Annotated in this window: 12 protein-coding genes; 6 read left to right on the top strand and 6 right to left on the bottom strand. The window is 72.1% G+C overall.

From position 1 onward, the window contains the following. Window positions 1–827: DUF2705 family protein (locus tag C1I98_RS09700; RefSeq protein WP_199536830.1), on the top strand; the 827-nt coding region annotated here is incomplete at its 5' end. A 57-nt stretch (window positions 828–884) separates the two neighbouring features. Here C1I98_RS09700 and C1I98_RS09695 read toward each other — a convergent pair. Both C1I98_RS09695 and C1I98_RS09690 read right to left on the bottom strand, forming a co-directional pair. After that, window positions 885–1,640, bottom strand: a complete 756-nt coding sequence (locus tag C1I98_RS09695) for a YcnI family copper-binding membrane protein (protein WP_233507619.1) — start codon at window positions 1,638–1,640, stop codon at window positions 885–887. Between the two features lie 78 nt (window positions 1,641–1,718). Next, on the bottom strand, window positions 1,719–2,348 hold the full coding sequence (locus C1I98_RS09690) for an MFS transporter (RefSeq protein ID WP_111166740.1): 630 nt from the start codon (window positions 2,346–2,348) through the stop codon (window positions 1,719–1,721). Window positions 2,349–2,559: 211 nt separating this feature from the next. On the opposite strand from C1I98_RS09690, the gene C1I98_RS09685 reads away from it, so the two are divergent. Further along, window positions 2,560–3,039, top strand: a complete 480-nt coding sequence (locus C1I98_RS09685) for a hypothetical protein (RefSeq protein WP_111166746.1) — start codon at window positions 2,560–2,562, stop codon at window positions 3,037–3,039. On the opposite strand, the gene C1I98_RS09680 is transcribed toward C1I98_RS09685, so the two are convergent. From C1I98_RS09680 to C1I98_RS09670, 3 genes are read right to left on the bottom strand one after another with little or no spacing between them, the layout of a single operon-like run. After that, window positions 3,033–3,836, bottom strand: a complete 804-nt coding sequence (locus C1I98_RS09680; protein WP_111166739.1) for an ABC transporter ATP-binding protein — start codon at window positions 3,834–3,836, stop codon at window positions 3,033–3,035. The genes C1I98_RS09685 and C1I98_RS09680 overlap by 7 nt on opposite strands. Before the next feature lie 40 nt (window positions 3,837–3,876). After that, on the bottom strand, window positions 3,877–4,665 hold the full coding sequence (locus C1I98_RS09675) for an ABC transporter permease (RefSeq protein WP_111166738.1): 789 nt from the start codon (window positions 4,663–4,665) through the stop codon (window positions 3,877–3,879). Then, on the bottom strand, window positions 4,658–5,596 hold the full coding sequence (locus C1I98_RS09670) for an ABC transporter permease (protein WP_111166737.1): 939 nt from the start codon (window positions 5,594–5,596) through the stop codon (window positions 4,658–4,660). The genes C1I98_RS09675 and C1I98_RS09670 overlap by 8 nt, the downstream gene beginning before the upstream one ends. 98 nt (window positions 5,597–5,694) lie before the next feature. On the opposite strand from C1I98_RS09670, the gene C1I98_RS09665 reads away from it, so the two are divergent. The 4 genes from C1I98_RS09665 (at window position 5,695) to C1I98_RS09650 (ending at window position 9,530) form a co-directional block, all read left to right on the top strand. Further along, window positions 5,695–6,693, top strand: coding sequence for an alpha/beta hydrolase (locus C1I98_RS09665; protein WP_111166736.1), 999 nt, complete (start codon window positions 5,695–5,697; stop codon window positions 6,691–6,693). 77 nt (window positions 6,694–6,770) lie between these two features. After that, a complete protein-coding gene (locus C1I98_RS44950) occupies window positions 6,771–7,958 on the top strand; it encodes a sensor histidine kinase (RefSeq protein WP_111166745.1) in 1,188 nt (395 codons plus the stop codon). Further along, window positions 7,958–8,623, top strand: coding sequence for a response regulator (locus tag C1I98_RS09655; protein ID WP_111166735.1), 666 nt, complete (start codon window positions 7,958–7,960; stop codon window positions 8,621–8,623). Before C1I98_RS44950 ends, C1I98_RS09655 begins: the two co-directional genes overlap by 1 nt. A 76-nt stretch (window positions 8,624–8,699) precedes the next feature. Next, window positions 8,700–9,530, top strand: a complete 831-nt coding sequence (locus C1I98_RS09650; RefSeq protein ID WP_111166734.1) for an ABC transporter ATP-binding protein — start codon at window positions 8,700–8,702, stop codon at window positions 9,528–9,530. 166 nt (window positions 9,531–9,696) lie between these two features. On the opposite strand, the gene aceA is transcribed toward C1I98_RS09650, so the two are convergent. Next, window positions 9,697–10,989: an isocitrate lyase gene (aceA, locus tag C1I98_RS09645; protein WP_438672074.1), complete on the bottom strand. Its 1,293-nt coding sequence runs from the start codon at window positions 10,987–10,989 to the stop codon at window positions 9,697–9,699. Window positions 10,990–11,216 lie beyond the last annotated feature (227 nt).

The following is an 11,216-nucleotide window of genomic DNA, read 5'->3' as shown; positions in this document are numbered from 1 at the left end:
GACCAGGTTGCGCGGGCGGGGGAGTGTGGCGGCTGCTGGGCTCGGAGCTCGGCCTGACCTTCCGCCGCCCGCGCAACCTGGTCATGCTCGCGGTGCTGGCCGTGGTGCCGGTGGTGATCGGCGTGGTGCTGGCGATGCTCGGCACCGACGAGGTCGCGAACGACATGATCGTCATGGTCGCGGGCAACGGGCTGGCCCTGGCGTTCGTCTCGCTGTACGTGCTGGTGCCGCTGCTGTTGCCGCTGACCGTGGGAGTGGTCGCCGGTGACGCGGTCGCGGGCGAGGCGTCCATGGGGACGCTGCGCTACCTGCTGACCGCCCCGGCGGGGCGGACCAGGCTGCTCGCCGTGAAGTACGTCAACGCCGCGGTGTACGGGCTGGCCGCCACGGCGGTGGTGGCGGTCTCCGCGCTGATCACCGGCCTGGTGCTCTTCCCGATGGGGCCGGTGACGCTGCTGTCGGGCAGCACCATCCCGCTGTCGGAGGGGCTGTTGCGCATCCTCGTGGTGGTCGGCTACGTCGCGGCGGGGATGGCGGCGGTGGCCGCGCTCGCGCTGGCCTTCTCCACGCTGACCGAGGCGCCGATCGGCGCCATCGCGGCCACCGCGGTGATCCTGATCGTCTCTCAGGTGCTCTCGGCCATTCCGCAGCTCGCCCCGCTGGACCCGTACCTGCTGACGTCGTGGCTGACCGACTTCGACGGGGTGCTGCGCGATCCGGTGAACACCGGGACGATGGTCCAGGGGCTCGTGGTCTTCCTGTGCTATGCCGTGGTCTTCGGCTCGATCGCCTGGGCGCGGTTCGGCGGCCGGGACGTCACGGCGTGAGCGGCGCGGGGCCCTTCGCTCGGGGAGGGTGGTGAAGGGCCCGGCGCTCGGCCGGCGTCAGGTCCGCGACCGCCGCAGGCCGAACAGCCCGATGACGGTACCGATGACACCGGCGGCGATGCCGACCGCGGCGAGGATGCGCGCGGTATTGTCAGAGCCCCCGGTCTCCGAGCTCCGCGCAGACGCGGAGCCGTCGGACGCGGCGGCCACCGAGGGGGAGGCCGCCGCGGACGGGCTCGCCGCGGCTTCGCCTTCGGCCGCCGCCGGGACCAGCTTGAGCACCGGCGCGGGCCGCTCGGGTTCCGAGCCGTCGGCGTTGGGCGCGTCGTCCCACTCGACGACCTCGCCGTTGGAGTAGGTCTGGATCGCGGGGAACATCAGCCGGTCGGTGTCCTTGGGCATGAACCCCATGGACACCTCGAACTCCTGGAACTGCCCCGCCTCGATCTTCCCGCCGGACCAGGTGATCTTCGTGACCGCCTCGGTGATCTCGCCGTGCTCGGTGGTGACCGGCTTGTCCAGCTTGCTCTCCTGCACCTCCACCTTCCAGCCGCCGACCGGACGTACCGACACGAACGGGAGCGGATGGTCGGTGGGCAGGTGGACCTCGACCTTGGTGGTGGCGGCGTCGTCCCGCTCGTTGGGGACCCGGAAGGCGACCTTGGTGAACCCGCCCTGTTCGGCGCTGTTCGGGTTGACGGTCACGTGGGCGAGGGCGGGCAGGGCCAGCCCGATGGTGAGGGCGGTGGTGGCGGCGGCGAGCGCGGCGGCGCGGCGCAGTACGGCCGAGCACCGGTGCGGCATCTGGGACATCGTGGTTCTCCACTTCGGGAACGTGTGCGGGCACGCCGCTGGCATCGGTGGCCGTCGGCGTAAAGGGGGGAGGCGCGGTCAGGGTGAGGGGAGTGGAGGACCCCTGCGGGCGACCGTGCCGTGCAGCGGCCTGCCGCGGCCGAGTGCGGCCCGCGGCTCGCCGGCCGGGAGCGGCGGGACGAGCGGGCGCCGGCCGGTGTACGGCGGGGCGCCGAGCAGCCGGGCGAACGCCGCCGCGCCCGCGCGGCGGGCGGCGGCGGCGAGGTGGCGCAGTACCGACCACAGCACGGCCTCGCCCCGGGCCAGCCAGAGCCCGGTGATCAGCGAGGCGGTCAGGTGGGCGATGAGCATGCCGAGGCTCGTGCCGCCGGGCGGCTGCAGGTGCGGGTGCGGGCCTTCGGCCGGCAGCGGCGAGGGGAGGCCGATGTACCCGTGCGGGGTCAGCGACGAGGCCGCGCCGGAGGCGACCGAGAACAGTTCGTGCAGGCCGAGTTGCAGGCCCATCAGCACGAGGCTGATGGTGGTGGCCGATCGCTCCCGCCCGGCCAGGGCCAGCGCGGCGAGCAGTGCCCCGCCGCCGCCCGCGGCCATCGTCCACGGCACCGGCGCGGCTCCGCCCGCCAGCCGGTGCCCGAGGGCGGCGAGGATCACGCAGACGGCGGAGAAAGCCGCCGCCCGCGTACAGCGGAGGGGTAACCGGGCGCCCATGTGAGCCACATGCTCTCACGCCGGCCGTCTCCCCGGTACGACGTGCTCTATATCCGGCTATGCCCGGGTTTGGAGAAACTTGGGATGGTATGCAGAGATCGGCTGACCGTCAGAGGCATTGCGGCTAGGGTTGCGGCGACCGTGCAATCCGATTCGCGATACCTGTCCGGCACGAGTCGTGCTCGGCATGACGGGACGCTAGGTGGTGGCCATGCGGCATTTCCTGGGTCTGCTTCTCGGGGTCGTGCTCACCGCGGGGATCTTGGGCGGGGCCGGCTGGGCCGCGGCATGGGCGCTGGGCGAGGGGCACATCGCGCCGCTGGCCTCCGGCCCGGAGTTATGGACCGCGCTCGGCGTGATGGCGGGCATCGGGCTCATCCTCGGGCTGGTGGTCGCCGGGCGGGTCTCGCCGCTCGCCACGTTCGTCCCCTCTCTCGCGCTGCTGGCCTGGACGGTCGTGTACGCGCTCGACATGAACAGGGCCGTCTCGCTGATCCCGGTCGGCAACTCGACGCACCCGCTGCTGGCCCAGGTGGTGAGCGGCTGCCGGCTACTGCTCGCCTCGGGTGTCTTCGCGCTGCTCGGCGTCCTGCTCTTCATTCCGGTGCTGCTGCCCTCCCGCTGGGCCGGCCGCCACGAAGAGAAGGAAGAAGAGGACTACGAGGAGTCGCAGGAAGGCGCCTACTACTGACCTCTCGCCTGCCGCTGACCCGCGGCGGGCGCGCCCCTTGCGTACAGGCGGGCCACCACGTCCTCGATGGAGGTCTCCTCGGGCGCGGTGGCGCGCAGGTCGTCGATGCCGCCCTCGAAGGCGAGCCGGCCGTTGTCGATCAGCATCACCCGGTCGCACAGCTTCTCGATGTCGCCCATGTCGTGGGTGGTCAGCAGGACGGTGGTGCCGCGCTCTGCGTTGAGCTTGCGCAGGAACCCGCGCATCGCGGCCTTGCTCACCACGTCGAGCCCGATGGTCGGCTCGTCCAGGACCAGCACCCGCGGATCGTGCAGCAGCGCGGCGGTGATGTCGCCGCGCATCCGCTGCCCCAGGCTGAGCTGGCGGACCGGGGTGCGCAGGAACTCGCCGAGGGTCAGCAGTTCGGTCAGCTCGTCCAGGCGCCGCCGGAAGGCCACGCGATCTACTTTGTAAAGGTGCCGGATCAGTTCAAAGCTGTCCCGCAGCGGCAGGTCCCACCACAGCGTCGTCCGCTGGCCGAAGACCACGCCGATCCGGCGGGCGAGCGCCGTCCGCCGCCGCGCCGGGTCCAGCCCGGCCACCTGGATGCGCCCGGAACTGGGCGCGAGGATGCCGGTGAGCATCTTGATCGTGGTGGACTTGCCCGCGCCGTTGGGCCCCAGGTAGCCGACGAACTCCCCGGCGCGCACGGTGAAGCTCAGGTTCTGTACGGCGTGCACCACCCGCCGCTCGCGGCGCAGCAGCCCGGTGCGCCTCCTGATCGTGAAGGTGCGCCCGACCTCCTGGACGTCGATCATCGGGGCCTGCCCGGCCGGTGTAGTCGTGGTCATCGCCTGCTCAACTCCCTGTCGATCGGTAACGGCGGATTCCGGCGCGCCAGGCCAGCATCGCGACGGTGGCCAGGGCCACGGCGGCGAGCGGGGAGGCGTAGCGCAGCCAATGCGGCAGGCCGAGCGGATCGTCCCGGCCGAGCACCAGCAGCGCGGGCTGCCAGTTGACGAACGCGAGCGGCACGACGAACGTCACCGCCCGCACCAGCTCCGAACCGTAGACGGTGAGCGGATACTGGGTCAGCGAGGACCCGCCGTAGGTGAAGGCGTTGGCCACCTCGGGCGCGTTGATCAGCAGGAACTGCGTCGCGCCGGCGATGGCGAAGATCGAGGCGAAGATCACGACGCCGCAGACGATCATCACCGGGATCATCCAGGCCCGCGACCACGGCACCTCCAGCCCGGCCAGCGCCAGCCCCAGGACCACCGCGGCCTGGGTGATCCGGCCGAACCGCTGGACGTTGAAACGGTCCACCGCCATCTGCAGGAACGCGGCGGCGGGGCGGATCAGCATGATGTCGAAGCCGCCCGACCTGATGTGCGTGCTCAGCCGGTCGACGTTGCCGAACAGCATGTCGGCCACGGCGAAGGACACGCCCGCCGTGCCGTACAGGAACATGACCTCCGGCAGGGCGAAGCCGCCGAGGGTGGTGGTGTGCGAGAAGATGACCCAGATGGCCAGGATGTCCAGGGCGTTGACGGCGAGCGAGCCCAGCGTGAGCAGCGCCAGCGACACCGGGTACTGCGCGGAGGCGCGCATCCAGGTCCAGGCCAGCAGCGCGTAGGTCCTAACCACCCTGGATCACCACCTTGCGCCGGGCCGCGCGGGTGATGACGGCCCCGAGCGCGAGGGTGACGGCCGCCCAGCCGGCCTGGAAGGTCAGCGCGTCGGTCACGGTGATCTTGCCGAGAAAGACGTCGGCGGGCACCTGGACCATCGCGGCCCAGGGCAGCGCGTTGGTGGCCGTGCCGAGCCAGCCGGGCATGATGTTCAGCGGCACCACCATGCCGCTGAAGAAGAGGCTGAGCACGAGGGAGACCTGGGCCGTCCCGCGGTCGTCGAGGATCCAGCAGGCCGACAGGTCCACCAGGTAGCGCAGGCCGAAGCTGACCACGATGCCGAGCAGCATGCTGACGGCGAAGGCCGCCCAGGTCGCCGCGGACGATGGGAAGACCAGGCCGAACAGCAGAGCGCCCACGATGGTGGGCGGGATGCTGCGCAGCAGGAACAGGTAGAGCGCCCGGCCGAGGTCGTCGGCGAGCAGCCAGCCCTGCAGGGAGGCCGGGCGCAGCAGGTCGATCGCGGCGTCGCCGGAGCGGATGCGCTCGGCCATGCCGAGGCCGCCGCCGAACAGTTGCATCGGCCCGATGAACGCCTGGGTGAGGAAACAGAAGGTGACGGCGTCGGCGACGTCGTACCCGGCCAGGCCGGGGCGCGCCTGCCAGAGGGCGATCAGGACGTAGGCGCGCAGGATGCCGAAAACGGTGTTGGTGAAGGCGCCGGCCAGTGCGGCGGCGCGGTACGCGGAGTAGCGGCGAAAGCCGTACCAGGCGATGCGGGCGTAGAGCTGGAAGACTGCCTCCCCGGGGGCACGCGCGGGCGCGACGGCGCACGGCGGGTTGCGGACAAGCGTTCCATCGTGCCGTGACCTCGGACCGTGGGCAACCTGGTTTCGGGGCCGCCCGCGTGATGTCGCTTTTGCGGGGTAGCGGAGTTCGGCGGACATCCGGTCCGGCCGAAGACCGGGCCGGGGCGTGAGGAGAGGGGACCGACGCGAAGGCGGAGCGGCCCGCTTCGCCGGGAGTGCCTTCATGGAGGTTCGGCATGCGGTCTGACATCGACGTGGACGTGTCCCCGGACTATCCCGTGAGCTGGCAGGCCGCCGCGATGAACACGCTGATGCGGGGCACGATGAAGCCGATGTCCAGCCTGTTGCTGCGGCATCCGGCGGCGCTCACGGTGGCCTGCCGGGCGGTGGAGCTGGCCCAGCGGCTGCCGGGGCGGCTGCCCGACGATGTGACGGTGACCGAGGAGGGCATCGGCGCGTGCGGCGGGGAGTGGGTGCGCATGGCGGACGCCCACGATGAGGGCCCGGCCGGGAAGAAGGCGGTGCTGTACTTCCACGGCGGCGCGTACTTCATCTGCTCGCCCGCCACCCACCGGTCCATCACCTGGCGGTTGTCGGCCGCGGCGGGCCGTCCGGTGCTCGCGCTGGACTACCGGAAGGGGCCGGTGCACACGCTGGCGGAGTCCCTGGAGGACGCGCACGCCGCCTACCGCTGCCTGCTGGATCGCGGGTTCGCCGCGGGTGACATCGTCCTGGCCGGGGATTCGGCGGGCGGTCATCTGACGCTGGCCACCTTGCTGTCGCTGCGCGACCAGGGGATGCCGCTGCCCGCCGCGGGAATCTGCCTGTCGCCGTGGGCGGACCTGACCGACACCCCGCGCAGGTTCAACCGGTGGATGGATCCGGTGCTGCCCGCCGGGCGGGTGGAGTGGCTGGCCCGCCGCTGGACCGACGGGCTGGACCCGCGCGACCCGCTGGTGTCACCGGCGTACGGCGACTACAGCGGCCTGCCGCCGTTGATGATCGTCACCGGCTCCACCGAGGTGCTGCGGGACGAGGCCCGCCGGGTCGCGCTGCGCGCCCGCCGCGCGGGGGTGCCGGTCACCTATGAGGAGTGGCGCAGGATGCCGCACGTCTTCGCGCTCCTGGCCGACGTCCTGCCGGAGGCGCGGCTGGTCTTCGGGCACATCGCCCGATTTCTGGGCGCGGTACCGGTCCCGGCGGCCATCGACGGCTCTCGCGACCGGCGCGGCTGAACCGTACCTCGCCGGGCGGGGCGGCGATGGCCTCGGATGCCGGGCCGGGATGATCTGCCCATAGGCTTCCGGACGTGGTGAGCGACGCGTATCGGCGATGGTGGCCCCCGCGCGGCCTGCGCGCGGATCTGCTGATCGCGGCCGGCATCGCCGCAGGGGCGGTGGTGGCCGGGGTCGCCGGCGCGTCGGGTCCGGCGTGGCCGTACGGCTTCGCGCTGGTGGTCGCGGCGGCGGCCGCGGTGCCCGCCCGCAGCCGGTGGCCGGTCGGGGCGTCGGTGGTCGTGCTGGCGGTGACGCTGGCCTATTTCGCGCTCGGCAACCCGATGAACCCGATGGTGCTGGCGTACATGGTGATGCTCTACACGCTGGCCGAGTCGCGCGGGATCGCGGTGGCCGCGGCGTTCATCGTGGCGGTGGTCGCCGGGCTGGTCTGGTTCGAGTCGACGGGGGCCTCCCGGGGCGACATCTTCCGCGCGGTGGGCTGGCTGCTGACCGCGGTGGCGGCCGGCGCGGTGGCCCGGCAGCGGGGCCGCACGATCGCGCAGGCCGAGCGGCGCGCCCGCGCCGAGGAGCGGCTGCGCATCGCCCGCGACCTGCACGACGCGCTGGGGCACCGGTTGTCGCTGATCAACGTCCAGGCCGCGGCGGCGCTGCACCGGCTGGGGGAGCATCCCGAGGGCGCGGAGTCGGCACTGGCCGCGGTCAAGGAGGCCAGCCGGGAGGCGCTGGGCGACCTGCGCGCCACGCTGGGGATGTTGCGCCAGGCCGACGAGCGGGCCCCGACCGGGCCGCCCGCCGTTCCGCCGGTCGCGATGGAGGCGGCCGGGGCGGACACGGCCGAGGTGGGCAGGGCCGAGGTGGGCAGGGCCGAGCGGCCGGGGATGGCGGCGCTGGACCGGCTCATCGCCGGGGCGCGGGAGACCGGTCTTGCGGTACGGCTGCGCGTGGAGTGCGGCCAGGCGTCGGTGCCGGTGCTCACGCCCGAGGTGGACCAGGCCGTGTACCGCATCGTGCAGGAGGCGCTGACCAACGTGACCCGCCACTCGGGGGCCGGTTCGGCGGCGGTGGAGATCGAGTTCGACGACGGGAGCGATCACGTGACGGTTCGGGTGGGCGATGACGGGTCGGCCGTTCCCGGGCCCGCCGGGCACGGGATCCGGGGGATGCGCGAACGGGCCGCGGCGCTGGGCGGCGACCTCGCGACGGGGCCGCTGCCGGGCGGCGGCTTCGGGGTCAGCGCCCGGCTGCCGGTACGGGGGGCGTGATGATACGGGTGCTGCTGGCCGATGACCAGACGCTGGTCAGGGCCGGGTTTCGGTCGATACTCACCGGCGAGGACGACATCGAGGTGGTCGGCGAGGCGGGCGACGGCGAGGAGGCCGTGCGGCTGGCCCGCGAACTGCGTCCCGACGTGGTGCTGATGGACATCAGGATGCCGCGCCTGGACGGGCTGGAGGCCACCCGCAAGATCGTCTCCGACGGCCGGCTGGAGTCGGTCCGCGTGGTGATCCTCACCACCTTCGAGCTGGACGACTACGTCTACGGGGCGCTGAAGGCGGGCGCGGGCGGGTTCCTGGTCAAGGACACCGAGCCGATGGAGCTGATCCACGCCGTGCGCGTGGTGGCCCGCGGCGACGCGCTGATCGCCCCGTCGATCACCAGGCGGCTGATCGCGGAGTTCGCCGGGCGGGTCCGGCGGCCCGTGCCGGGGCCGCGGTTCGCCGGGCTGACCGAGCGGGAGCGCGAGGTGATGACGCTGATCGGCTCGGGCCTGAGCAACGACGAGATCGCCGCGCGGCTGGTGCTCAGTCCCGCCACGGTCAAGACCCACGTGAGCCGGATCATGACCAAGCTGCGGGCCAGGGACCGGGCGCAGGTGGTGGTGCTGGCCTATGAGGGCGGCCTGATCACGCCGGGCTGGCTCGGCTGAAGGACCGGCCGCGTCGGGGCGCCCGGCCGGGACCGCTTATCCTGCATCGGTACCGAACCCCGGATGAGGAGGGCCGATGAGGGAGGAGATCGTCCCGGACCGTACGGGCGCGGCGCTGGAGCTTTCCGGCGTCGGCGTACGGGTGAGCGGGCGGTGGCTGATCAGCGAGATCGACTGGCGGGCGGGATACGGCGAGCACTGGGTGATCCTCGGCCCCAACGGCGCGGGCAAGACCACGATGCTGTCGGTGGCCGCCTCGGTGCGCCATCCCACCACAGGTCAGGCCCGTGTCCTCGGCCATCGGCTGGGCCGCGTCGACCTGCGCGAGCTGCGCCGGCACATCGGCCTCGTCGCGGCCAGTCAGGGTCTGGTGGACGAGGCGCTGATGGAGGAGGAGCACGCCAGTGCGCACACGGTGGTGCTGACCGGGCACACCGGCACCGCGGCCCCGCTATGGGACCGGTACGGCCCCGCCGAGCACGAGCGGGCGCACCGGCTGCTGGCCGAGCTGGGCTGTAAGGACCTCGCCGAGCGGCCGTTCGGGGTGTGCTCGCAGGGCGAGCGGGCCCGGATCCGCGTGGCGCGGGCGCTGATGGCCGAACCCGCGATCGTGTTCCTGGACGAGCCGTCGGCCGGGCTGGACCTTCCGGCCCGCGAGGATCTGATCGTGGCGGTGGAGGACCTGGCGCGCTCCCGCCCGGAGCTGACGACGGTCACCGTGACCCATCACCTGGAGGAGGTCCCGGCCACCACCACGCACGCGCTGCTGATGCGCGAGGGCCGGGTGCTGTCCGCCGGGGCGGTGGGCGACGTCCTGACCGGGGCGTGGCTGTCGGAGTGCTTCGGCCGCCCGCTGGCCCTGGACCGGGTGGAGGGCCGCTGGTACGTGCGCGCGTTGCGCATGTGAACGGCTCCGCCGTGGCGGGGACATGTGCCCTGCCTTCCGTCACGGCGGAGCCGCTCCCGGCCGGTGGGTCCGGTCCCGGAAAGGGGAGCCGTTGATCGGCCCGGGACCGGCCCCCATCACATCGTCGTCTCGGTGAGCCCCGCTTGCGAGCCTTCCGTCAGGGCCCTCAGTGGGCCATGTCGAACTGCTCCTCCTCGGTGGAGCCGCGCAGCGCGGTGGTCGAGGAGTCGGGCGAGATCGCCGTGCTGACCAGGTCGAAGTACCCGGTGCCGACCTCGCGCTGGTGGCGCGTGGCGGTGTAGCCGCGCTCCTCGGCGGCGAACTCCGCCTCCTGCAGGCCCACGTAGGCGGGCATGCCGTTCTCGGCGTAGCCGCTGGCCAGGTCGAACATCGAGTAGTTGAGCGAGTGGAAGCCGGCCAGCGTGATGAACTGGAACTTGTACCCCATGTGCCCCAGTTCGCGCTGGAACTTGGCGATGGTCGAGTCGTCCAGGTGGCGCTTCCAGTTGAAGGACGGCGAGCAGTTGTAGGCGAGCATCTGGTCGGGGTACTCGGCCTTGATCGCCTCGGCGAACGTGCGGGCCACGTCCAGGTCGGGGGTGGAGGTCTCCATCCACAGCAGGTCGGAGTGGGGGGCGTAGGCCAGGCCGCGGGCGATGCAGGCCGCGACGCCGTTGCGGACCCGGTAGAAGCCCTCCGCCGTCCGCTCGCCGGTGGTGAACTCCTGGTCGCGCGGGTCGACGTCGCTGGTCAGCAGCGTCGCCGCCTGGGCGTCGGTGCGGGCGACGATGATCGTGGGGACGCCGCACACGTCGGCGGCCAGCCGTGCGGCGTTGAGCGTCTTGATGTGCTGCCCGGTCGGGATGAGAACCTTCCCGCCGAGGTGGCCGCACTTCTTCTCCGAGGCGAGCTGGTCCTCCCAGTGGACGCCGGCCGCTCCGGCGGCGATCATGCCCTTCATCAGCTCGAAGGCGTTGAGCACGCCGCCGAATCCGGCCTCGGCGTCGGCGACGATCGGGGCGAGCCAGTGCGGGGCGTCCGTGGCGCCCTCCGACCAGGTGATCTGGTCGGCGCGCAGCAGCGCGTTGTTGATCCGGCGCACCACGGCGGGCACCGAGTTGGCGGGGTAGAGGCTCTGGTCGGGGTAGGTCTGCGCGCCGAGGTTGGCGTCGGCGGCCACCTGCCAGCCGGACAGGTAGATCGCCTTCAGGCCGGCCTTGACCTGCTGGACGGCCTGGTTTCCGGTCAGCGCGCCGAGCGAGTGGACGTAGTCCTCGGTGTTGAGCAGGTTCCACAGGCGCTCGGCGCCGAGCCGGGCCAGCGTGTGCTCCTCCTGCACCGATCCGCGCAGCTTGATGACGTCTTCGGCGCCGTAGGTGCGCTCCACGTCGGCCCAGCGCGGGTCGGCCTCCCACTCGTGCCGGAGTTCTTCGGCCGCTCCCTTGAGGCGATTCATCATGAGTCAGCTCCTTGTTCGTCCCCTGGGTGCTTGCTATGAGTTTGGGCAGAATGCCGGACTCGTTAACAGACCCTCTGAGAGAAAGAACGTCAGATCTTCTGTTCTAGAGAAGATTGGGCTGCCTTGGGCGGTGAAGAAATAGTAAGTTTCCGCTATGGACTAGACCAATCCGATGCCAGGCCCCCAGTGCGGCGGGCGGTAGTGGAAGATGCGGCGAATTTTCGCTT

The organism is Spongiactinospora gelatinilytica (assembly GCF_003236385.1).
Taxonomy (GTDB): Bacteria; Actinomycetota; Actinomycetes; order Streptosporangiales; family Streptosporangiaceae; genus Spongiactinospora; species Spongiactinospora gelatinilytica.
The sequence above is the reverse complement of the archived record's forward strand: the minus strand, read 5'-3'. Positions and strand labels throughout refer to the sequence as shown.

What these genes read in the sequence shown, in the direction of transcription:
- C1I98_RS09650 (WP_111166734.1), top strand. Translation starts at nt 8,700, where the DNA reads ATGAGGGAGGAGATCGTCCCGGACCGTACGGGCGCGGCGCTGGAGCTT.
- C1I98_RS09685 (WP_111166746.1), top strand. Translation starts at nt 2,560, where the DNA reads ATGCGGCATTTCCTGGGTCTGCTTCTCGGGGTCGTGCTCACCGCGGGG.
- C1I98_RS09690 (WP_111166740.1), bottom strand. Translation starts at nt 2,348, where the DNA reads ATGGGCGCCCGGTTACCCCTCCGCTGTACGCGGGCGGCGGCTTTCTCC.
- C1I98_RS09655 (WP_111166735.1), top strand. Translation starts at nt 7,958, where the DNA reads ATGATACGGGTGCTGCTGGCCGATGACCAGACGCTGGTCAGGGCCGGG.
- C1I98_RS09665 (WP_111166736.1), top strand. Translation starts at nt 5,695, where the DNA reads ATGCGGTCTGACATCGACGTGGACGTGTCCCCGGACTATCCCGTGAGC.
- C1I98_RS09680 (WP_111166739.1), bottom strand. Translation starts at nt 3,836, where the DNA reads ATGATCGACGTCCAGGAGGTCGGGCGCACCTTCACGATCAGGAGGCGC.
- aceA (WP_438672074.1), bottom strand. Translation starts at nt 10,989, where the DNA reads ATGATGAATCGCCTCAAGGGAGCGGCCGAAGAACTCCGGCACGAGTGG.
- C1I98_RS09695 (WP_233507619.1), bottom strand. Translation starts at nt 1,640, where the DNA reads ATGTCCCAGATGCCGCACCGGTGCTCGGCCGTACTGCGCCGCGCCGCC.
- C1I98_RS09670 (WP_111166737.1), bottom strand. Translation starts at nt 5,596, where the DNA reads ATGTCCGCCGAACTCCGCTACCCCGCAAAAGCGACATCACGCGGGCGG.